Origin of the sequence: Rhodoferax fermentans, assembly GCF_002017865.1 — a bacterium.
GTDB classification, from domain to species: Bacteria; Pseudomonadota; Gammaproteobacteria; order Burkholderiales; family Burkholderiaceae_C; genus Rhodoferax; species Rhodoferax fermentans.
Map to the genome: position 1 here is coordinate 1,798,223 of NZ_MTJN01000002.1, position 20,678 is coordinate 1,818,900.

A 20,678-nucleotide genomic window follows, 5' to 3' on the forward strand; every position below is an offset into this window, starting at 1 on the left:
CACCCCAAACCCTCAAACTGGGCCGGGAATCAGACCTCAGTCGCCCTGGCGTTGAAAGAGGCCACCCGCCAGCCGCGCCACCAAGCCGTCCAGCTCCAAACCCATCAACTGGGCTTGTAAATCGGCGGTGGCAAGCCCGGTGCGGGCTTGCAAGGCCTCCAACCCAACCGGGTCAAAGCCCATGGCCATGAGCAGCGGTGAATTCTGAGAAAAATCGGCCTCAGCCCTCATATCTTCTGGGTCAGTAGCTGCAACTGTTGTAGCTATTGGCAAACGACCCGGCCACTGTAACTCCTCCAGCACATCATGCGCCGACTCGACCAATTTGGCGCCCTGTTTGATCAGCGCATGGCAACCACGGGACTGCGCGGCGTGAATCGACCCGGGAATGGCAAACACCTCGCGCCCCTGTTCGGCCGTGAGGCGCGCGGTGATCAGCGAGCCCGATTGCAGCGCGGCCTCCACCACCAGTGTGCCCTGCGCCAGCCCGGCAATCAAGCGGTTGCGTTTGGGGAAATTGGCTGTGAGCGGCGGGGTACCCAGCGGGTACTCACTCAGCAGCAGCCCGTGCTGGGCAATGCGGTGCGCCAAATCCCGGTGCCCCCGGGGGTAAACACGGTCCAAGCCAGTGCCCACCACCGCCACGGTGACAGCCTGGTGGCTGGCACTGGCGCCGTCCAGCGCACCTTCGTGGGCGGCCCCGTCAATGCCTAGCGCCAGACCACTGACCACCGTCAGACCGGCCTGGGCAAACGATTTGGCAAACAGGCGCGCGTTGGCCGCACCTTGGGGTGTGGGGTTGCGGCTGCCCACCATGGCCAGGCTGCTGCTGGTGTCGATGGTGTTGCAAGTTGCTATGCTTTCAGAAGCTGTCTGCCCTTTGTCCAAAAGGGCTGGAGGCCTATTTTCCTTGAACGCTGCGTTGCCCAGCAGGTACAGCATCAACGGCGGGTCGTCCAGGTTCAGCAAGGCGTTAGGGTACAGCGCGTCACCCAGTGTGGCGACCCGGCGGCGTAGGCCGTGTTCTGCGTCTTGCTGCAGCCAAGACCAGGTGCGCTCCAGCAGTTCCGCCAATTGGGTCGGTTCGCTGCCCAGTGCCTGGGCTCGGGCCGGGCTCACCACCTGTTTCAAGGCGGCGCTGCTTTGTTCAAAAATCGCCTGCGGCAGGCCAAAGGCAGCCAGCAGTTTGCGGGCGCTGTCGTTGCCCACGCCCGGGGTCAGGCTCAGTCGCAGCCAGGCAGCTAGTTCGTCACGTTCCACAACATTGCTGGGGTTTGTGGCTCAAGCCAGAGGGCCAGTGGTGGCTGTTAACGCGGGTTGACGAGCCGGTCACCCACCTTGACACCGCTGACAATGTCCAGCACCAAGCCATAGGACAGCTTGTCGAAGGTACGAAACACCATCAGCAAGCCGTTGCGCTCATCGGGCAGCTTGATGTTGGTCAGCGCCTGATCGGTCTTGTCAACCATGCGGGCACCACTTTGCAAAATGGCCAGCACATGCCCATTTTCCAGCCCGTCCAGGCTACCTTTGTTGATGATCACCACCTGGTTTTGCGCCGCATTGACCACGCCCGTGCCGTAAATCGAGACGATGCGTGCGTCCACCGGTTTGGCCGGGGCATGGGGCGCATAGTTCACCAGCTGCCGGGGTGGCTCGGGCAAGAGGCGGTCGCCGACGCGGATTTCTTCCTTCACATCCACAATGTCGAAGGTCGCTGGAATCACCTCTGAAGGAGCGTCGACCGCTGACGGGGCAGAGGTCTGCGTCCCTTCGCTGCGTGACAGCAAAGCTCTGCCCAGGTAAGGCGCCTCAAAACCCAGCACTTCTCCAGTCACCGGGTCTTTGAGCGGCTTGGTGTCGCGGAAGATGCGGTAGGCTTTTTGTTTCTGCGTCGGGTCGTCCGTCAGGTCGCCCGAGCTGCTGCGCACATAAGCGCGGTCACCGCGGGTCAGGAACACCCGGCCATCCTGGGCGGCCACAATGCGTGGCGCCTGGTTCATGGTCTGATCGTCCACCACAATGCCCTCGGACAGGAAGGGTTCGATCAGGTGGTTTTGCACCGTGGGCAAGGCGTTGTCAACCACGCCTTCCATCCGCGTGCGTGGGGACAAACGCACTGTGGGGATGCCGCCGTCGCTGTTGGCCTGGGTACTCAGCCTGGCGCGGCCATTCGCGGTATCCAGATACAGCGTCTGCCCCGGATAAATCAGGTGTGGGTTGCGAATGTCAGCCTGGTTGATGCCCCACAGCTCGGGCCAGCGCCAGGGTGAGGTCAGGAACAGGCCGGAAATGGACCACAAGGTATCCCCTGACTGGATCGTGTAACGCTGCGGCGCATCAGGCCGCAAATCGGTCAGGGCCACCCCGGCGTGTGCGACTTGGTCGGCGGTGGCACGCTGCTGGGCTGTGATGGGGAAGTTCTGCGCCTGGGCAGCCCCGGCGGCCAGCCAGCCAAACGCCAGCGTGACACAAGCCAGAGGGGGGAGTGCTGCTCGAAGGAAAGTGTGCGGCATGTGGTTCGTACCTTGTTGTATCGCGTGAGATTTTGCGCCCAAGCCCTTGATTGGACAACGATTCTCACCCGGCGATTGTGCAACCAGTCAAAAATATAGCGAAAATAACGACATCGCAGGACACATACTATGGCATTACTGACAATTATTTGCTACCCAGACACCCGGCTGCACACGGTGGCCAAACCCGTGGCGGCGGTGGATGACCGCATCCAGACACTGGTCGACGACATGCTGGAAACCATGTACGAGGCCAACGGCGTGGGGCTGGCCGCTACCCAGGTCGATGTGCATGAACGGGTCATTGTCCTGGACACCTCCGAGGGGCGCGACAGCCCGCTGGTGGTGATCAACCCCACACTGGTCTGGACCAGCCCGGAAACCCACCTCAACGAAGAAGGCTGCCTGTCGGTGCCCGGCATTTACGATGGTGTGGTCCGTCATGATGCGGTCAAGGTCGAGGCGCTGGACCGTGACGGTACATCCCGCGTGATCGAAGCCGATGGCCTGCTGGCGGTGTGCCTGCAACACGAGATGGACCACCTGATGGGCAAGGTGTTTGTCGAGTACTTGTCACCACTCAAGCGCAACCGCATCAAGACCAAATTGCTCAAAGCGCAGCGCGAAGGCCGCGTTGCCAAGTTGGTTTGAAGCTGGTTTTTGCCGGTACGCCGGAGTTTGCCGCCGTTGCGCTGGCTCAGTTGCTGGCGGCGGGTCACCAGATCAGCTTGGTGCTGACCCAGCCGGACCGCCCGGCCGGGCGCGGCCTCAAATTACAAGCATCCCCGGTCAAACAGCTGGCCTTGCAACATGGCATCCCCGTGGCCCAGCCGCGTAGCCTGCGTCTGGATGGCAAATACCCCGATGAGGCCCAAGCGGCAAAAGATCTGCTGCAAGCCGCACAAGCCGATGCAATGGTGGTGGCGGCCTACGGACTGATCCTGCCGCAGTGGGTGCTGGATCTGCCCCGACACGGCTGCTTCAACATCCACGGCTCCTTGCTGCCACGCTGGCGTGGTGCGGCGCCGATCCACCGCGCCATCGAGGCCGGGGATGCGCAAACCGGCATCACCATCATGCAGATGGACGCCGGGCTCGACACCGGCGACATGCTTCTGGCACAGGCGCTGCCGATTTTGGCCACCGACACCACCGGCAGCCTGCACGACCAGCTGGCAAACCTGGGTGGGGTGTTGATGGTGCAGGCACTGCAGTTGTTGCAGCAAGGCGCACTCCAGCCGGTGCCCCAGCCCACTGAAGGTATCACCTACGCGACCAAGGTCGAGAAGGCCGAGGCGGTGATCGACTGGTGCCAGAGCGCAGAAACCATCACGCGGCGGGTGCGGGCGTTCAACCCGGCGCCTGGCGCCAGCACCGTGCTGGGGGGTGAATCACTCAAGGTGTGGGCGGCTTGCCCCGGCCCGGGCCAACCCTTGGCCGACCAGGCTTGTGGACAAATTGTGGCGCTAGCCCAGGACCACATTGCTGTAGCTGCTATGGATTCCATTGTCCACATCACCGAATTACAACGCGCCGGTGGCAAACGCCTGAGCGTGGCCGACTTCCTGCGCGGGGTGCCGCTGCAGCCTGGCACACTGCTGGGTTAGGTCCCGCCCGTGTTTTTTAAACCCTCCTTGTTCCGGCACCCCGAATTTCGGGTGGGGGTGATGGATGCGCTGGGGGCGGCGCCGGGTTTGGCCGCCTGGGCGCTGATGACCGGTGTGGCCATGGTGAACTCGGGGCTGAGCACCTTTGAGTCCTTGTTGATGGGCCTGATTGTGTTTGCCGGCAGTTCGCAGCTGGCCGCCATTCCGCTGATCGCCGCTGGCGCACCCGCCTGGGTGGTGCTGGCCACCGGCTGGTGTGTCAATTTGCGCTTTGTGGTGTTCAGCGCCCACATGCGTCCCTATCTGATGCATTTGCCACTGCGTGAGCGGCTGCTCACCGGTTATCTGCTGACCGACCTGAGTTATGTGCAGTTCACCCGGCGCTACCCGCAGCATGGCAACAGCCCAGAGCAGCTGCAGGCACAGCAGGCCTATCTGGCGGGCAACTGCGGGCTCAGCTGGGCCTCATGGGAGAGTTTCACGGTGCTGGGCATTGTGCTGGCGGGCCTGATCCCGGCGAGCTGGGGTCTGGGTTTTGCCGGTATTTTGGCGCTGCTCGGGGTCTTGTTGTCGCTGGCATCGAGCCCGCTGCGCTGGGTCAGCGCCGGTGTGGCCGGGGCGGCAGCGGTGGCAGCATTTGCCCTGCCCTTCAAACTCAACATCCTGGTGGCGATTGCCGCTGCGGTGGCCATGAGCCTGATGCTGGAGGCAGCCCACCGAGCCAAAAACACCCGGGTAGAGTCCGCGCCATGAACGCCGAAACCGATCTCTGGACGGTGCTGGTGATCCTCGGCCTGACGGTCATCACGGTGCTGACACGTTCGCTGTTTTTCCTCTCGAGCCGCCCCTGGCAGTTGCCCGGCTGGATGCAGCGCGGTTTGCAATATGCACCAATTGCAGCCCTGGCGGCGGTGATTGTTCCCGAACTGGTCATGACCCAGGGTGAGTTCATCCACAGCTGGCAAGACGCCCGGCTGTTTGCCGCGCTGGCAGGTACGGCCTGGTTTCTGACACACAAGACCCAGCGGCAGGCGGTGCTGGGCACGATTGTGGTGGGCATGCTGGTGTACCTGCCGCTGCATTTGCTTTTGGGTTGGTAGAAGCCCTGACGGCGCCGCAACGGGGCGGCCCCTAGAATGGACTGAGCCCCTCTGACACCCACCGCTGGCTTGTACAGACGTGTTTCTGGGGCTGGCTCTGAGGCCCAACCGCCTGTCTCAGGCTGATCTGAAAGAAGCCCATGAATCTGTTGTCGCCGGGAATCACATTGCTCAGGCCCTTGTCGGCCCGGTGGCGCTTTTGGGTGTTGCCGATCCCGATGCTGCTGGTAGGGCTGGTCATGGGATTCATGTGGTTGACAGCTTCGGCGCCCCACGCACCAGAAAGCGCGGTGTTGGTTTGGCTGGTGCTGGCAGGTTTGGCCATCTGGCTGTATTTGCAGCTGGCCTACGTCAGCCTCATGGGTGGCGAGGCCCAACACATGGATAGCGCCATGACCCGGGTGTCACACGGAGACCTGTCGCAAGCGGCCTCTGGCAAGGAGCCGTCCTTGGGCGGATTTGGCCAACAGTTGCAGCAGATGGTCACCAACATGTCGAGCATGGTGGCCAACATCCGCACCGCGGCCGTGTTGCTGGGGGACACCGGCAAAACCCTGGTCGAAGACACCCGCGGCCTGGCAGAACGTGCGCAGGCCCAAGGCCAGCACCTTCAGCAGACCTCGGTCCACGTCAAACATGTCAGCGAAACGGTGGCGCGAAACGCCCAGGCGGCGCAGCAGGTCAGCCAGATGACGGCCAGCCTGCACCAGGAAGCCGATTCGGCCGGTAAAAAGATGACCGAGGCCATGCAGAGCATGGGCCCGCTGGAGGTGACCTCCAAACGCATGTCCGAGATCATCGGGGTGATCGACGGTATTGCCTTCCAGACCAATTTGCTGGCGCTCAATGCCGCGGTGGAGGCGGCACGCGCCGGTGAACAAGGCCGGGGTTTTGCCGTGGTGGCGGCCGAGGTGCGCAACCTGGCCAAACGCAGCCAGGACGCGGCCGCTGAAATCCGTGACCTGATTGCCGAGTCGTCCCAACGCGTGGGTGAAACGGTGCATGGCATCAAACAGATCAACGACAGCATGGCCAGCCTGATCTCCGGCATTGGCGGCATTGCCACCAACATCAATGTCATGGCCGAGGGCAGTGCCTCACAAAGTGCTGCGCTGGAAGAAGTGGTGCACGCGGTGGGCGACCTCGACGTGCTGACCCAGGAGAACGCGGTGCTGGTCAGCCGCGCCGGTGTCAACGCTGAGCGCCTGATCAACCAGGCCTCGATCCTGGAGGTCTCGGTCGGTGACATCCGCTTGCACCAGGGCACCGCCGACCAGGCACGCCAGATGACGCTCAACGCCCTGGCGCACCTGCGCCAGGTGGGCTACGCCCAGGCGGTGCGCGACTTCCATGACCGCAGCAAACCCTTCATTGACCGCGACCTCTACATCTTCATTTTTGACCGGGCCGGGATCTACCAGGTGCACGGCGCTTTGCCCGAAAAAGACAACACCGACTTGCGTGTGATTCCCGGTCTGGACGCGGAAAAACTGATTGCCGATGCCTGGGCGGTGTGTGACAGGGAACAGGGTGGCTGGGTCAATTACGTGATCACCAACCCGGTCAGCCGCGAAACCCAGGCCAAGACCTCGTACGTGGTGCCGCTGGACCAGCAGCACCTGTTGGGTTGCGGCTGTTATCTGAACTCGGAATGGCTCAACGTCTGACCCGGCTGGCCCACACCGAGACAGCCAGGTAAGCACAGCCTGCTGCTGTCAAGCTTTCTAAAAGCATTTATATAGCAACATGCCCTTTATTTATAAGGGCCAGAGGCCAAAACCGCTCAAAATCTCAGGCTCCTTGGTCTCACACGGATACCCTCTCCTGCTGGCGTTTTCCGTTCCATTCGACTGCATTTGCAGCCGCGCCGTGTCTACGCTGCGGCTTGCGTCAATCTGCTGAAAAATATTTTTGTCAAATGCAGTTAACAAAAATCAGTTTCCTTGCGTTTGAACAGTTTCAGGTAAGGTGAAACGCTCACAATAAGTTTTGCTTGATGCAATGAAACGGTTTTACCAGGAGGTTCAATGAACGCCGAAACGCAGCATGACTTATCCCGCAATGCCCCCGCTTATGTGCGCAACCAAGGTTTGATTTCCTGGGTGGCAGAGATCGCCGCCCTGACCCGCCCCGACGCCGTGTACTGGTGTGATGGCTCGGAAGAGGAATACACCCGCCTGTGCCAGCTGCTGGTGGACGCAGGCACTTTCAAGAAGCTCAATCCGGTCAAACGGCCCAACAGCTTTCTGGCCTGCAGTGACCCCAGCGACGTGGCCCGGGTCGAAGACCGCACCTTCATCTGCTCCGACAAGAAGGAAAACGCCGGCCCCACCAACAACTGGATGGCTCCGGCCGAAATGCGTGCGCTGCTGCAGACCGGCCAGGCCGACGGCACCAAAGCCCTGTTTGACGGTTGTATGCAAGGCCGGACCATGTATGTGATCCCGTTCAGCATGGGGCCGCTGGGCAGCCCGATTGCGCACATCGGCATCGAACTCTCTGACAGCGCCTATGTGGCGGTCAACATGAAGATCATGACGCGCATGGGCAAAGCCGTCTACGACGTGCTGGGTGCCGACGGTGAGTTCGTCCCCTGTGTCCACAGCGTGGGTGCGCCTTTGACACCTGGTCAAAAAGATGTGACCTGGCCGTGCAACACCAACAAATACATCGTCCACTACCCCGAAACCCGTGAAATCTGGAGCTTTGGCTCGGGCTACGGTGGCAATGCGCTGCTCGGCAAAAAATGTTTTGCGCTGCGCATCGCCTCCAACATGGCGCGTGACGAAGGCTGGCTGGCCGAACACATGATGATTCTGGGTGCCACCAACCCCGAAGGCAAAAAACACTATGTGGCGGCGGCTTTCCCAAGCGCCTGTGGCAAAACCAACTTTGCCATGCTGGTGCCACCCGCTGGTTTTGAAGGCTGGAAGATCACCACCGTGGGTGACGACATCGCCTGGATCAAGCCCGGTGCGGACGGCAAGTTGTACGCGATCAATCCAGAAGCAGGGTATTTCGGCGTGGCGCCGGGCACCAACATGTTGACCAACCCCAACTGCATGTTGTGCCTGGACAAAAACGTGATCTACACCAACGTCGCCCTGACCGATGATGGGGATGTCTGGTGGGAAGGCCTGGAATACGACACCCCCGGCAAGGCCCTGCCATCGCATTTGATCGACTGGAAAGGCAACGATTGGACACCCGAGATCGCCAAGGCCACAGGTGCCAAGGCAGCGCACCCGAACTCGCGCTTCACGGTGTCGGCCACCAACAACCCGGCACTCGACCCCGAGTGGGATAACCCCGCAGGTGTGCCGATCGACGCCTTCATGTTCGGTGGTCGCCGTGCCAACACGGTGCCGCTGGTGACCGAAGCGCGCAGCTGGGTCGACGGTGTCTACATGGCCGCCACCATGGGTTCGGAAACCACCGCAGCGGCGGTTGGCCAAGCCGGTGTGGTGCGGCGTGATCCGTTTGCCATGTTGCCGTTCACCGGCTACAACATGAGTGACTACTTCCAGCACTGGCTGACCCTGGGTGCCGAGCTCGAAGCCAAAGGTGTCAAGCTGCCCAAGATCTACACCACCAACTGGTTCCGCAAGGATGCGGATGGCAAGTTTGCCTGGCCGGGTTACGGTGAGAACATGCGTGTGCTCAAGTGGATTCTGGACCGTCTGGACGGCACGGCACCCGCAGGGGAAGAGTACTTCTTCGGCCTCACGCCCACCTACTCGGCCATCAACTGGAAAGGCCTGGACTTCTCTGAAGCGCAGTTCAAGACCGTCACCAGCATCGACAAGGCCGCCTGGAAAGACGAGATGGCCTTGCATAATGAACTCTTTGCCAAACTGGCCTACCACCTGCCCAAGGCCTTGACCGACACCAAGGCGCGTATCGAGGCCGAACTGGCCGCCTGATGGCCCGGGGCGACCCGGGGTCAGCCGTCACAAAGCCACCGCGAGGTGGCTTTTTTGTTGGTGCGGACGCAGGGCAGCACGGACCGGGGCCAGCAGGCTGTTTCTGCGCACCGAACCCTGGTTCAGGGACATTCATGAAAACGATTACATTAAAGTTTGATGTTGGTTAAGCTTTGCTTTGGCCAGACCACGACAATCAGCGCGCAAGTGCAGATTTTTTGATATGTGACTTGCTGGAAATCATGTGGAGCGGGGTGGCGTCAAGCAGATGCCAACCCGTTGTTGCCCTTGTCAAATTTGTCCAAAATGACCGCTGCACACTGTTTTACCTCCGCCAGACGGCCCTGCGCCGCACCGGGTCGCCCAGAGACGCGCGACTTGCTGGGGTTGACCGTGTCAGCATGGCCCCGGTTTTTTCTTCCTCAACTCAACTAACTGAAAAGGATCGTCAATGTCTCAAAAAATTCTCGACGTGGTTCAACCTGGCGTGGTGTCGGGTGACGATGTGCAAAAAATCTTCGCCATTTGCAAAGCCAACAAGTTTGCGTTGCCCGCCGTGAACGTCATCAGCACCGACTCCGTCAACGCGGTGCTGGAAGCGGCGGCCAAGGTCAAGTCCCCGGTGGTGATCCAGTTCTCCAACGGTGGTGCGGGGTTTGTGGCCGGTAAAGGTTTGAAGCTCGACGGCCAGCAAGCCGCCATTCTGGGTGGCATTTCTGGTGCCAAACACGTGCACCTGATGGCCCAAGCCTACGGTGTACCAGTGATTTTGCACACCGACCATGCCGCCAAAAAGCTGCTGCCCTGGATTGACGGCCTGCTCGACGCCGGTGAAAAACACTTTGCCGAAACCGGCAAACCGCTGTTCAGCTCCCACATGCTCGACCTGTCGGAAGAGTCGCTCAAGGAAAACATCGAAATCTGCGGCAAGTACCTGGCCCGCATGGCCAAGATGGGCATGACGCTGGAGATTGAACTTGGCGTCACCGGTGGCGAAGAAGACGGCGTGGACAACAGCGGCCTGGACCACTCCCTGCTCTACACCCAGCCCGAAGACGTGGCTTATGCCTACGAAGAGCTCAGCAAGATCAGCCACCGCTTCACCATTGCCGCCTCGTTCGGCAATGTGCACGGTGTCTACAAACCGGGCAACGTCAAGCTCACCCCCAAGATCCTCGACAACTCGCAAAAGTTTGTCTCGGAAAAATACAAAGTCGCGCCCAACACGCTGGACTTTGTGTTCCACGGTGGTTCGGGCTCCAGCGCCGACGAGATCAAGGAAGCCATCAGCTACGGCGTGGTCAAGATGAACATCGACACCGACACCCAATGGGCCACCTGGGCAGGTGTGATGGGTTTCTACAAAAAGAACGAAGGCTACCTGCAAGGCCAGATCGGCAACCCCGACGGTGAGGACAAACCCAACAAGAAGTTCTATGACCCACGCGTCTGGCAACGTGCCGGCCAGCTCGGCATGATCGGCCGCCTGGAGCAGGCCTTCCAGGAACTCAATGCGGTGAACACCCTGTAAGCCACAGGCATTCGCGTTCAGAGCACAAGGCCGATGGAAACATCGGCCTTTTTTCATGGAGCTGATCAGGGTCAGGACTGTCGCTGGCCCATGTCTTGCCAGCCATCCGTCACGGAGCGGTCAGACCTAGGGTTTACTGTAAGGGTTTTGTGTGCTTTTGTATTTCAAAATACACAATTGTCAAAACCTTACCAAGGACACCACCATGGCACTTGTTTCTATGCGCGAACTGCTGGACCACGCGGCGGTCAACGGCTACGGCATCCCGGCGTTTAATGTGAACAACCTGGAGCAGGTCCAGGCCGTGATGTCCGCCGCCGACGAGGTGGGTGCCCCGGTGATCCTGCAAGCCAGCGCCGGTGCCCGCAAGTACGCGGGTGAGCCGTTCATCAAACACCTGATCCAGGCCGCCATCGAGAGTTACCCGCACATTCCGCTGGTGATGCACCAGGACCATGGCCAGAACCCGGGCGTCTGCCAGGGCGCGATCAACCTGGGCTTCAGCTCGGTCATGATGGACGGCAGCCTGGAAGGTGACGGCAAAACCATCGCGAGTTTTGAATACAACGTCGACGTCACCCGCAAGGTGGTCGACATGGCCCACGCCGTGGGAGTCACGGTCGAAGGTGAACTCGGTTGCCTGGGCAGCCTGGAAACCATGAAGGGTGACAAGGAAGACGGTCACGGGACAGATGCCACCATGACGCGCGAGCAGATGCTCACCAACCCCGAACAAGCCGCCGAGTTTGTCAAACGCACCCAACTCGACGCGCTGGCGATTGCGATTGGCACCAGCCACGGCGCCTACAAGTTCAGCCGCCAGCCCACCGGCGACATCCTCGCGATCGACCGCGTGATGGAAATCCACGCCCGCCTGCCCAACACACACTTGGTGATGCATGGCTCCAGCAGCGTGCCGCAGGCCTACTTGGCCACGATCAACCAGTACGGCGGCAAGATGAAGGAAACCTATGGCGTGCCGGTGGCAGAGATCCAGAAAGCCATCCAGTACGGTGTGCGCAAGATCAACATCGACACCGACATCCGCCTGGCCATGACCGCGGCGGTGCGCCAATTCCTGTTTGAGAACCCCGACAAGTTCGACGCGCGCGACTGGCTTAAACCGGCCCGCGAAGCCGCCAAACAACTGTGCAAACAGCGTTACCTCGAATTCGGCTGTGAAGGCCAGGCCGCCAAGATCAAAGGCGACAACCTGACGGTGGTGGCCGCCAGATACGCACGTGGTGAGCTGGCGCAGGTGGTCAACTGAGTCGACTTCAGCGCTGCGGGCAAGCCACCTGCGGGTGGCTTTTTCGTATAGAAAATGTGCTTCTACCCCTTTGATATAAAGGGGATAAAGCTATTGAATGCATAGTATTTGGATGGCAGTGGCCGGGCCATTGGGACTCGCCTCAGACGCGCTTCGCTTTGCGACATCGGCGCACCCCAATGGCCCAACCACTGCTGGCGGCGCTTCAGATCACGGCCCCGGCATTCGCAGCCAGAGAACCCAAGCCGGTCTCGGGCCATGTCAGCCAAGGCAGTGGGCCGATGTCGCAAAGCGCAGCGCGTCTGAGGCCTGCGGCCTTGGCTGACATGGCCCACCACACCGGTCAGCGCCCCCTGAACGGTTTGTGGTCTTCAAAATCAAAGCGGGGGCCAGCACATCCGATCAATCACACGCCGCCAGCGTAAAAAATTCGGCCCATTGAACCTAAACTCACCCCTTGGCTTGATTGACTTTTTTGACTGGCACCCATTCCATGACCACCCCTGCAGAAACCACCGTTCACACCTCTTCCCTGACCTCGCTGACCCTGCTGGCACGCGGCAAGGTGCGCGACAACTATGCGGTGGGGGACGACCGCATCCTGATGGTGGCCAGCGACCGCATCAGCGCCTTTGACGTGATCATGGGCCAGCCGATTCCTGGCAAAGGTGTGCTGCTGACCCAGATGGCGCTGTTCTGGTTTGACAAACTCGGCCCCAAGGGCCTGAACCTGTGCCCGATCCACCTCACCGGCGAGGCGCCTGAGAGTGTGGTGACCGCAGCGGAAGTACCGCAAGTCACCGGCCGCTCGATGTTGGTCAAGCGCCTCAAACCGATTCCGGTGGAGGCCGTGGTGCGTGGTTACCTGGCTGGCAGCGGCTGGAAGGAATACCAGGCCAGCCAGTCGGTGTGTGGTGTGCCCCTGCCCACAGGTTTGAAGAACGCCAGCAAATTGCCCGAACCCATCTACACCCCCGCCGCCAAGGCCGAGATGGGCGAGCATGATGAAAACATCACCTTTGAGAAAACCGTCGAGATGATCGGCGTTGACTTGGCCACACGCATCCGCGACATCAGCATCGCCATCTACAAGGCCGCCAGCGAGATCGCCGCGACCAAAGGCATCATCATTGCCGACACCAAGTTTGAATTTGGCCTGGACAAGGACGGCACCTTGGTGCTGATGGACGAGGTGCTGACCCCCGACTCCTCGCGTTACTGGCCGGCCGAGAGTTATGTGGAAGGTGTCAACCCGCCCAGCTACGACAAACAGTTTTTGCGCGACTGGCTGGAGACCGCCCAAGTCGGTGGTCGGCTCTGGAGCAAAACCCCGCCCGCACCGCATCTGCCACGTGAGGTCATTGACAAAACCTCGGCCAAATACCAGGAAGCGCTGACCCGGTTGACCAGCTGAGTGATGCATGAAATCAGCCTCCAGCCCTTATGCTGATTGGGCTGGCAGCTACGGTTTTAAAGGTGAAGGGCTGGTCAGAGACCAGCCCTTATTCCATCTCCACTTCCAGATTTTCATCGGGCTGCAAACGTTTGATGGTCTGTTTGCGTGAGATCAGCATCGGGATCGCCACCCCCACCGACAGCGCCAGCATCACAAAAAACGCCGACAAACCGTTGTTGACCGTGGCAAAAAAGATCTTGCTGTAGATCACCGGGTCTTTTTCGACGGTGAGCTCGATCATGCCCACCATGGCCTGGTAGGCAAAAAAGCCGGGAATCATCGGGATCACCGCCGGAATCGCAAAAATCATCGGCGGCGCCTTGCGCTGGTGCGCCGCCAGCACACTGAGCAGCCCAATCAACGCCGCACCGGCCAAGGTGGCCAGGGCCGCCACCGCACCCTGCTGCAACAGGCCGATTTTGAGCAGCCCGCCCAGAGCGGCGATCACAAAAATGGTGCCCAGCGTGCGCCGCGGCACGTTGAACAAGACCGCAAAACCGATGGCGGCACAACCCAGCCAGATGCCTTTTTCGAGAAACAACAAGGTATTCATGGCTCAGAACTTGTAGGCCACCAGGGCAACCGTCAGCCCCAGGGCAATGGCAAACGCCATGATCATCACATTGACACCACGCACGATGCCGTTGAGGGTGTGGCCATCCATCAGGTCAGAAATCGCATGGATCATCGGCACACCCGGAATCAGGAACAACACCGAGGTGGAAAACGCGTGGCTGTAGACCTCGTCAGGGTGGAAGTGGAAATAGACACCGGCCACCAGCGCGGCGGTGGCCGCAGCAAAAAAGATCGAGACGTAAAAATTGAACTTGAGCTTGATCGCTTCCTGGCGCACATACAGGCCACAAAACGAGGCCACAAACACCGCCAGCATTTCGGTCAGGTTGCCGCCAAACAGCCGACAGAACGAGGCACCGGCCAGCGCCACCAAGAGCAGCACCAGGTACCTGGGGTACAGCGGTTTGCGGTTGAGCATTTTGAGCTCCTCGGCAATCCGCGCCACAGACCACTTTTCCAGCACGATCTGCCAGCTCATGGTGCTGATGTCAGAGATCAGGTTGAAATTGAGGTGCATGCCGGGCATCCACTTGACACTGGTGAACACCTTGTTGCTGTCCGGGTAGGTCAGGGTCAACATCAGCGCGTGGTTGGTGATCAGCAGATCGGGCACACAGGCAAAGGCATTGGCGATGCGCTCCACGGTGATTTTGATGCGCTCGGTATTGGCGCCCGAGACCATCAGCATCACACCAATGTCCAGCAACAGTTCGCCCAGTTCATCGTAGTCGGATCGGTGGCTCGTGGGCATGGGTGGTTACAAGTGGCTGCTGGTTGAAGAAAGCGGCGCATTTTACGTGCCAGGTGAACCGCAGCCCGCCAAACAGACGCGGCTGTCACAACCCGCTACCACCACAAGCGCAGCAGCCCACCCAACAATGCACGGGCCGACCAACCAACAGGAGACCAACATGGCAGCCAAAAAGATACTGATGATCTGTGGTGACTACTGCGAAGACTACGAAACCATGGTGCCGTTCCAGGTGCTGCTGACCGTGGGCCACACGGTGCATGCGGTGTGCCCGGACAAAAAGGCAGGTGAGCAGATCAAAACCGCCATCCACGACTTTGAAGGCGCGCAGACCTACAGCGAAAAGCCGGGCCACAACTTCAGCCTGAATGCCACGTTTGCCGATATCCAGGCGCAGGACTACGACGCGCTGGTGATCCCTGGTGGCCGTGGCCCCGAGTACCTGCGCACCTACCCGGCGGTGGTGGCTATGGTGCAGCACTTTTTCAGTGCCAACAAACCGGTGGCCGCGATCTGTCACGGTGCACAACTGCTGGCCGGGGCAGACGTGCTCAAAGGGCGCAGCTGCTCGGCCTACCCGGCCTGCCGTTACGAGGTGGAGCGCGCAGGCGGCACCTATGCCGACATTGCCATCGACGGCGCCTTCACCGAGGGCAACCTGGTCAGCGCCCCGGCCTGGCCCGCCCACCCGGCTTGGATGGCACAGTTTCTGGCCCTGCTGGGCACCCGGATCACGCTGTAAAACGATAGGCGGTCCAAGTTGGACGGTGGAGAAGAGCCCACACAACCTGCCTGGGCCGCCCCTGGTTTGCCCGGATTGACGCCCACCCACACGGTCGGCATGCTGACTCGCACCACCACCTCTCGGAGTCGCCCATGTGCCAGGTCTTTGTCAGCGCTGATCCGCATCTGTACCAAAGCCGCGCACGCTCGGTGCGCCTGCACGGCGTGGCCACCAGCATCCGCCTCGAAAACCTGTTCTGGAATGTGTTGGATACCATCGCCCGGCGTGATGGCCTGGGTGTGCCGCAGCTGTGCACCAAACTCTATGACGAACTGATCGAGGCACGCGGCCAGGTGGACAACTTTGCGTCGTTTCTGCGTGTGTGTTGCGGACGTTACCTGGCGCTGCAACTCTCGGGCGGCATCCCGAGCGACGTGTCGATCCCGATTGCCAGCCTGAACGCGCAGCGGGTGTTGGCCACCGAGCACTGGCCGATGGCCATGCTGGCCGCCGTGCCTGCCAGCGCGGCCCAGGTGCGGGCCGCCTAGACCCAACACGAGACCTGCGCGCGCTCAGCGCGGCGCGAGCCGGTGGCGCGGCGTGGTGTCGGTGTGGGTGATCAACACGCCGGTATCCCCCTCCCACAACACCGGTGTCACCGTCATGGTGAACCAGACTTGGGCGTCGGGAGTGTGGCAGGGGTAGGTCAGGCTGAAGGCCTCGATGTCGCCGGACAACACATCGCGAATGCCCTGCACCGCCCGGCTGGTGTGTTTGTGCGGGCTGTGGCCACGTGAGGCCAGTTCCAGCTCGTTAAAGGCCTGCCCCGTGGCACCTGGGTCGGGCTGCGGGCCATAGGCCAGGCGGTATTGCCGCCAAGCCAGGTTGGTCATCACAATCTTGCCCTGTGCATCCAGCACCACCGCTTCGTCGGACAAGCCGTCCAGCATGGCGCGCAAGATTGCCTTGGGATCTTGGTGCTTGTCCGCAGCAGGCGGAAGTTTGACATCAGAAACCGGTACGTTCACGACAGATGCCCTTTACGGGTGAATCAACCCGAATTCATTCTATCGACCGAATATGTACGCCAGCTGACGTCCCGGCGCTGCCTTGCGCCCTGCTTGAGCACACAGGGTAGCCCGGCAAGCGGCCACCCGGCGCGTCTCAGTTGAGCATCATGCTCAGGCGTCGGCGGTAGGTCGAGACCAGGGCGGCCTGCGGGTCTTCGGGGGCAGCCACCTTGCCCAGCACCTCGATGCTGGGGGTGGTTTTGCCCGGCGCCGGTGCCGCGATTTTGGGTTTGGGCGGGGTGAGCAATTCCAGAATCGCCACCATGGCCTTGCGCGGGGCCTCGTCAGCCCACTTCTTGTCGCGCATGATGATTTCCAGCAGCTCGTCCATGGCGGCGGTCCATTCACCCACCGCCATCAACAAGCGGGCTTTGGCAAAACGGATGTCAAAGTCGCGCTTGTTGGCCGCAATCCGTTCGTCAAATTGCGCCTCATCCCACATCGCATAAGGGCTGGTAGCTATGAATTTGATGGCATTGAGCCACTGTGACAGCGCCTCGAAACGCAGCTTGCGCGGGATCTCGGCCAGCTTGGGCGCCAGCGCAGCCTCAGCTTCCTCGTGACCACCGAGCTGGATCAGCAGGCGCACATAGTCGTAACGGGTGTCGTCGTTGCCGGGGTCAGCGGCCAGTGCATCACCCAGTTTTTCGAGCGCGGCCTGGGCGTCGCCCGACTCCAGCAGCGCCATGGCTTCGTCGGCCTCGGCCTCGCCAATTTCCTCTGCCTCGCTGGGCAGGTGTTTGTCCAGAAAGGCCTTGATCTGGGCAGGTGTCTGGGCACCGGTGAAACCGTCCACCGGTTTGCCGCCCAACATCAGGATGCAGGTCGGGATGCTGCGGATGCCAAAGGCACCGGCCAGCTGCTGCTCGTCGTCGGCGTTGATCTTGGCCAGGGTGAAGCGGCCCTGGTAGTCTTCTTCAAGCTGCTCCAGCGCCGGCCCCATGGTCTTGCACGGGCCGCACCAGGGCGCCCAGAAGTCGATCAGGATCGGCTGGGTCATGGAGGCGGCAATCACCTCGGTTTCGAAGTTTTGCAGGGTAATGTCAATCATGGCGGTGGGGGGCTTGGGGGTTGAACGGGGTCAAACGTAAAATTCGGGGATGAAAAACATCCAAATCGGTGTGCTCATGGGTTCCAGCTCGGATTGGGACACCATGCAACACGCAGTCCATATTCTCCAACAGTTCGGTGTGCCGCACGAGTACCGTGTGGTGTCTGCCCACAGGATGCCTGATGACATGTTTGCCTACGCGCAAGACGCGGTGGGCCGTGGCCTCAAAGCCATCATCGCCGGCGCCGGTGGTGCGGCGCACCTGCCGGGCATGCTGGCGGCCAAAACCACGGTGCCGGTGCTCGGTGTGCCGGTGGCCTCCAAACACCTCAGCGGGGTGGACTCCTTGCACAGCATCGTGCAGATGCCCAAGGGCATTCCGGTGGCCACCTTTGCCATCGGCGCTGCGGGCGCGGCCAACGCCGCGCTGTTTGCGGTGGCCATGCTGGCCAACAACGACATCGTGCTGCGCGCCCGCCTGGAGGATTTCCGCGCCGAACAAACCCAGACGGCGCGCGACATGACGCTGCCGCCCACACCATGAGCCAGCCCCATTGTTTGCCGGGCAGCACCGGCTGGAGTGACAACGGACAACCCGCCACTCTGGGCGTGATGGGGGGTGGCCAGCTCGGGCGCATGTTTGTGCACGCGGCGCAGAGCATGGGCTACTTCACCGTGGTGCTCGACCCCGACACCAGCAGCCCGGCCGGACTGGTGAGCCACCAACACATCCAGCGGGATTACCTGGACACACAGGGCCTGGCAAAGCTGGTGCAACACTGTGCGGCTGTCACCACCGAGTTCGAAAACGTGCCCGCCGCCGCCCTGGCCACCCTGGCCGCGACCCGGCCGACCGCACCAAATGCCGAAGCGGTGGCGATTGCGCAGGACCGCATCCAGGAGAAAGCCCACCTGGCACGCAGCGGGGTGCCGGTGGCGCCTTATGCGGTGATCGAGAACGCGGCCGACCTGGCGACGGTGGCCGACAGCCTGCTGCCCGGTATTTTGAAAACCGCCCGCCTCGGTTACGACGGCAAGGGCCAACTGCGCGTGAGCAACCGGGCCGAGTTGGCCAGCGCCTGGGACGCCCTCAAACACGTGCCCTGTGTGCTGGAGCAGATGCTGCCGCTGGCCGACGAGTGTTCGGTGATTGTGGCGCGTGGCTGGGATGGCGCTTGTGTCCACTTTGCGCCGCAGCGCAACCTGCACCGCCAGGGCATTCTGGCGGTAACCCAGGCTTATGAAGGAAATCTGCCTCCAGCCCTTGTTGATAAAGCGGTAACAGCTACCAAAAAAATAGCTGATGAGCTGAACTACGTCGGTGTGTTGTGTGTCGAATTTTTTGTGCTGGCCGAGGGTTCGCCCGAATCTGCCGCACTCGGTGGCCTGGTGGTCAACGAGATGGCGCCGCGCCCGCACAACAGCGGCCACTATACGCTGGACGCATGTGACCAGTCGCAGTTTGACCTGCAGGTGCGCACCCTGGCCGGTCTGCCGCTGGTGCAGCCGCGCCACCACAGCGCCGCCGTGATGCTCAACCTGCTCGGCGACCTGTGGGTGAATGGATGCATCCCGCCCTGGGATACGGTGCTAGCCTTGCCCGGGGTGCATTTGCACCTGTACGGCAAGTTACAGGCCAAACCCGGGCGCAAGATGGGCCACCTGACCGTGACCGCTGCAACGGCGGCTGAGGCCAATGCGGTGGCCTTGGAGGCTGCCCGCCTGCTGGGGATCGAGGCATTTTGAAGCGACTCCAGAGGACAAGGGGGCGCCTGTGATCCTGCCCGGCAACAACGCACCATCTATAGCAAAAGCAGCAGACAGCATCAGGGCTGGCAGGCTGTTGGGCTTGCCTACCGAGACGGTCTATGGGCTGGCAGCCGACGCCGACAACGACGCTGCGGTGGCGCAAATTTTTGTCGCCAAGGGTCGCCCAGCCGACCACCCGCTGATCGTGCATGTCGCGGATGCAGCGGCGACAGCCCATTACGCGGCAGACACTCCCGACTTCGCGCAAAAACTCATGGCGGCCTTCTGGCCCGGCCCGCTGACCCTGATCCTGCCGCGCCAACCCGGTGTGGCCCAGGCCGCCGCCGGTGGCAACCCCACCGTGGGCCTGCGCTGCCCGTCACACCCGGTGGCGCAAGCGCTGTTGCAAGCCTGCGCGACACAAGGGGTGTGGGGTGTGGCCGCGCCGAGCGCCAACAAGTTTGGCCGCGTCAGCCCCACCACTGCAGCCCATGTGGCGGGTGAGTTTGGGGAGGAGCTGCTGATTCTGGACGGTGGCGCCTGCAGCGTGGGCATCGAGTCCACCATCATCGACTGCAGCCGGGGCCAGCCGGTGCTGCTGCGCCCGGGCGCCATCACGCCGGAACAGGTACAAGCGGCTTGCGGCCTCAAAGTGCTCCAAAAAGAAGAGCTATCAACCCTTGAAAAACAAGCGCCCAAGGCCTCTGGCACCTTGGACTCGCACTACGCACCCCGGGCTCGGGTGCGCCTGATGGATGCGGCGGCCATGGACCAAGGAGCCCCCTTGATGCTGGCGGAGGCGAGTTCTGCGGCTGGCCCGGTGTTGGGCATCTGGTCCCACAAGCCGCTGGCCTTGTCTGATACCCGCTGCCTGTGGCAGGCCATGCCGGTGGATGCGGCACAAGCGGCCCAGCAGCTGTTTGCCACGCTGCGTGCGCTGGATGCCCAAGGGGTGTCTCAGATCTGGGTGCAGACCCCACCGGCCACGCCCGAGTGGGACGGTGTGCGCGACCGGCTACAGCGCGCCGCGTATTGAGCGCCAGCGGCGCTCAGCGGTAGCGCAGCTTCATCCCCAGGATCATCGCGGCCAACGACACCGTGATGGCATTGGAGATCACGATCGGCCAGGCGTCCATCAGCAGGCCATAGACCAGCCAACACGCCACACCCGTGGTGAACACGCAGTACATGCCCAGCGAGATGCCGCTGACATCTTTGGTGCGGAAGGTGTGCCAGGCCTGGGGTAAAAAACTGATGGTGGTCAGCGTGGCGGCGACCGAGCCAATGATGTCAATCAAAGTCATGGGAATGGGGTTTAAGGGAAAACCCGATTGTCGGTCAAGCATGTGTCCAT

General features: G+C 61.5%; 21 protein-coding genes. 14 read left to right on the plus strand and 7 right to left on the minus strand.

Annotated features, from left to right (window positions below; translation table 11 throughout):
- Positions 1 to 36 precede the first annotated feature (36 nt).
- Both dprA and RF819_RS08600 read right to left on the minus strand, forming a co-directional pair.
- Complete coding sequence (dprA, locus tag RF819_RS08595) at positions 37 to 1,260, minus strand: DNA-processing protein DprA (RefSeq protein WP_078364604.1); 1,224 nt, start codon at positions 1,258 to 1,260, stop codon at positions 37 to 39.
- Between the two features lie 47 nt (positions 1,261 to 1,307).
- Positions 1,308 to 2,516: a LysM peptidoglycan-binding domain-containing protein gene (locus RF819_RS08600; protein ID WP_078364605.1), complete on the minus strand. Its 1,209-nt coding sequence runs from the start codon at positions 2,514 to 2,516 to the stop codon at positions 1,308 to 1,310.
- A 129-nt stretch (positions 2,517 to 2,645) separates the two neighbouring features.
- Between RF819_RS08600 and def the strand changes: the two genes are divergently transcribed.
- The 9 genes from def (at position 2,646) to RF819_RS08650 (ending at position 13,361) form a co-directional block, all read left to right on the plus strand.
- A complete protein-coding gene (def, locus tag RF819_RS08605) occupies positions 2,646 to 3,167 on the plus strand; it encodes a peptide deformylase (protein WP_078364606.1) in 522 nt (173 codons plus the stop codon).
- The gene (gene fmt, locus RF819_RS08610; RefSeq protein WP_078364607.1) at positions 3,164 to 4,123 is read left to right on the plus strand and encodes a methionyl-tRNA formyltransferase; all 960 of its coding nucleotides are present in this window, start codon (positions 3,164 to 3,166) and stop codon (positions 4,121 to 4,123) included. Before def ends, fmt begins: the two co-directional genes overlap by 4 nt.
- A 9-nt stretch (positions 4,124 to 4,132) precedes the next feature.
- On the plus strand, positions 4,133 to 4,876 hold the full coding sequence (locus RF819_RS08615) for an AzlC family ABC transporter permease (protein WP_078364608.1): 744 nt from the start codon (positions 4,133 to 4,135) through the stop codon (positions 4,874 to 4,876).
- Positions 4,873 to 5,223 carry an AzlD domain-containing protein gene (locus RF819_RS08620; protein ID WP_078364609.1) on the plus strand — a complete coding sequence of 117 codons (351 nt, stop codon included), beginning with the start codon at positions 4,873 to 4,875 and terminating at the stop codon, positions 5,221 to 5,223. The genes RF819_RS08615 and RF819_RS08620 overlap by 4 nt, the downstream gene beginning before the upstream one ends.
- Before the next feature lie 140 nt (positions 5,224 to 5,363).
- A complete protein-coding gene (locus RF819_RS08625; RefSeq protein ID WP_078364610.1) occupies positions 5,364 to 6,890 on the plus strand; it encodes a methyl-accepting chemotaxis protein in 1,527 nt (508 codons plus the stop codon).
- 360 nt (positions 6,891 to 7,250) lie between these two features.
- Complete coding sequence (locus RF819_RS08630) at positions 7,251 to 9,146, plus strand: phosphoenolpyruvate carboxykinase (GTP) (protein ID WP_078364611.1); 1,896 nt, start codon at positions 7,251 to 7,253, stop codon at positions 9,144 to 9,146.
- A 451-nt stretch (positions 9,147 to 9,597) separates the two neighbouring features.
- On the plus strand, positions 9,598 to 10,677 hold the full coding sequence (fbaA, locus tag RF819_RS08635; protein ID WP_078364612.1) for a class II fructose-bisphosphate aldolase: 1,080 nt from the start codon (positions 9,598 to 9,600) through the stop codon (positions 10,675 to 10,677).
- 205 nt (positions 10,678 to 10,882) lie between these two features.
- On the plus strand, positions 10,883 to 11,947 hold the full coding sequence (gene fba / locus RF819_RS08640) for a class II fructose-bisphosphate aldolase (protein WP_078364613.1): 1,065 nt from the start codon (positions 10,883 to 10,885) through the stop codon (positions 11,945 to 11,947).
- A gap of 493 nt (positions 11,948 to 12,440) precedes the next feature.
- Complete coding sequence (locus RF819_RS08650) at positions 12,441 to 13,361, plus strand: phosphoribosylaminoimidazolesuccinocarboxamide synthase (RefSeq protein ID WP_078364615.1); 921 nt, start codon at positions 12,441 to 12,443, stop codon at positions 13,359 to 13,361.
- 88 nt (positions 13,362 to 13,449) lie between these two features.
- On the opposite strand, the gene RF819_RS08655 is transcribed toward RF819_RS08650, so the two are convergent.
- The gene (locus RF819_RS08655) at positions 13,450 to 13,956 is read right to left on the minus strand and encodes a threonine/serine exporter family protein (RefSeq protein ID WP_078364616.1); all 507 of its coding nucleotides are present in this window, start codon (positions 13,954 to 13,956) and stop codon (positions 13,450 to 13,452) included.
- A 3-nt stretch (positions 13,957 to 13,959) separates the two neighbouring features.
- Entirely contained in the window at positions 13,960 to 14,730 is a 771-nt protein-coding gene (locus RF819_RS08660; RefSeq protein WP_078364617.1) for a threonine/serine exporter family protein, read from the minus strand.
- A gap of 160 nt (positions 14,731 to 14,890) precedes the next feature.
- Between RF819_RS08660 and RF819_RS08665 the strand changes: the two genes are divergently transcribed.
- Both RF819_RS08665 and RF819_RS08670 read left to right on the plus strand, forming a co-directional pair.
- Entirely contained in the window at positions 14,891 to 15,472 is a 582-nt protein-coding gene (locus tag RF819_RS08665; protein ID WP_078366853.1) for a DJ-1/PfpI family protein, read from the plus strand.
- 134 nt (positions 15,473 to 15,606) lie between these two features.
- Positions 15,607 to 16,002 (plus strand): ribbon-helix-helix domain-containing protein, encoded by a 396-nt coding sequence (locus RF819_RS08670; protein ID WP_078364618.1) that lies wholly within the window; start codon positions 15,607 to 15,609, stop codon positions 16,000 to 16,002.
- Positions 16,003 to 16,026: 24 nt separating this feature from the next.
- On the opposite strand, the gene RF819_RS08675 is transcribed toward RF819_RS08670, so the two are convergent.
- Both RF819_RS08675 and trxA read right to left on the minus strand, forming a co-directional pair.
- Positions 16,027 to 16,482, minus strand: a complete 456-nt coding sequence (locus RF819_RS08675; protein WP_078364619.1) for a PAS domain-containing protein — start codon at positions 16,480 to 16,482, stop codon at positions 16,027 to 16,029.
- A 136-nt stretch (positions 16,483 to 16,618) separates the two neighbouring features.
- Entirely contained in the window at positions 16,619 to 17,575 is a 957-nt protein-coding gene (gene trxA / locus RF819_RS08680; RefSeq protein ID WP_078364620.1) for a thioredoxin, read from the minus strand.
- Positions 17,576 to 17,624: 49 nt separating this feature from the next.
- Between trxA and purE the strand changes: the two genes are divergently transcribed.
- The 3 genes from purE to RF819_RS08695 are packed head-to-tail and all read left to right on the plus strand — an operon-like array spanning position 17,625 to position 20,360.
- Positions 17,625 to 18,119: a 5-(carboxyamino)imidazole ribonucleotide mutase gene (gene purE, locus RF819_RS08685; RefSeq protein ID WP_078364621.1), complete on the plus strand. Its 495-nt coding sequence runs from the start codon at positions 17,625 to 17,627 to the stop codon at positions 18,117 to 18,119.
- Complete coding sequence (locus RF819_RS08690) at positions 18,116 to 19,321, plus strand: 5-(carboxyamino)imidazole ribonucleotide synthase (protein ID WP_078364622.1); 1,206 nt, start codon at positions 18,116 to 18,118, stop codon at positions 19,319 to 19,321. Before purE ends, RF819_RS08690 begins: the two co-directional genes overlap by 4 nt.
- Before the next feature lie 28 nt (positions 19,322 to 19,349).
- Complete coding sequence (locus RF819_RS08695) at positions 19,350 to 20,360, plus strand: L-threonylcarbamoyladenylate synthase (RefSeq protein ID WP_078364623.1); 1,011 nt, start codon at positions 19,350 to 19,352, stop codon at positions 20,358 to 20,360.
- Between the two features lie 13 nt (positions 20,361 to 20,373).
- On the opposite strand, the gene RF819_RS08700 is transcribed toward RF819_RS08695, so the two are convergent.
- Positions 20,374 to 20,628, minus strand: a complete 255-nt coding sequence (locus RF819_RS08700; protein ID WP_078364624.1) for a SemiSWEET transporter — start codon at positions 20,626 to 20,628, stop codon at positions 20,374 to 20,376.
- Between the last annotated feature and the right edge of the window lie 50 nt (positions 20,629 to 20,678).

Coding starts and splice junctions, on each gene's coding strand:
- RF819_RS08600 (WP_078364605.1), bottom strand. CDS start 2,516: ATGCCGCACACTTTCCTTCGAGCAGCACTCCCCCCTCTGGCTTGTGTC.
- def (WP_078364606.1), top strand. CDS start 2,646: ATGGCATTACTGACAATTATTTGCTACCCAGACACCCGGCTGCACACG.
- RF819_RS08620 (WP_078364609.1), top strand. CDS start 4,873: ATGAACGCCGAAACCGATCTCTGGACGGTGCTGGTGATCCTCGGCCTG.
- RF819_RS08625 (WP_078364610.1), top strand. CDS start 5,364: ATGAATCTGTTGTCGCCGGGAATCACATTGCTCAGGCCCTTGTCGGCC.
- RF819_RS08630 (WP_078364611.1), top strand. CDS start 7,251: ATGAACGCCGAAACGCAGCATGACTTATCCCGCAATGCCCCCGCTTAT.
- fbaA (WP_078364612.1), top strand. CDS start 9,598: ATGTCTCAAAAAATTCTCGACGTGGTTCAACCTGGCGTGGTGTCGGGT.
- fba (WP_078364613.1), top strand. CDS start 10,883: ATGGCACTTGTTTCTATGCGCGAACTGCTGGACCACGCGGCGGTCAAC.
- RF819_RS08650 (WP_078364615.1), top strand. CDS start 12,441: ATGACCACCCCTGCAGAAACCACCGTTCACACCTCTTCCCTGACCTCG.
- RF819_RS08655 (WP_078364616.1), bottom strand. CDS start 13,956: ATGAATACCTTGTTGTTTCTCGAAAAAGGCATCTGGCTGGGTTGTGCC.
- RF819_RS08660 (WP_078364617.1), bottom strand. CDS start 14,730: ATGCCCACGAGCCACCGATCCGACTACGATGAACTGGGCGAACTGTTG.
- RF819_RS08665 (WP_078366853.1), top strand. CDS start 14,891: ATGGCAGCCAAAAAGATACTGATGATCTGTGGTGACTACTGCGAAGAC.
- RF819_RS08670 (WP_078364618.1), top strand. CDS start 15,607: ATGTGCCAGGTCTTTGTCAGCGCTGATCCGCATCTGTACCAAAGCCGC.
- trxA (WP_078364620.1), bottom strand. CDS start 17,575: ATGATTGACATTACCCTGCAAAACTTCGAAACCGAGGTGATTGCCGCC.
- purE (WP_078364621.1), top strand. CDS start 17,625: ATGAAAAACATCCAAATCGGTGTGCTCATGGGTTCCAGCTCGGATTGG.
- RF819_RS08690 (WP_078364622.1), top strand. CDS start 18,116: ATGAGCCAGCCCCATTGTTTGCCGGGCAGCACCGGCTGGAGTGACAAC.
- RF819_RS08700 (WP_078364624.1), bottom strand. CDS start 20,628: ATGACTTTGATTGACATCATTGGCTCGGTCGCCGCCACGCTGACCACC.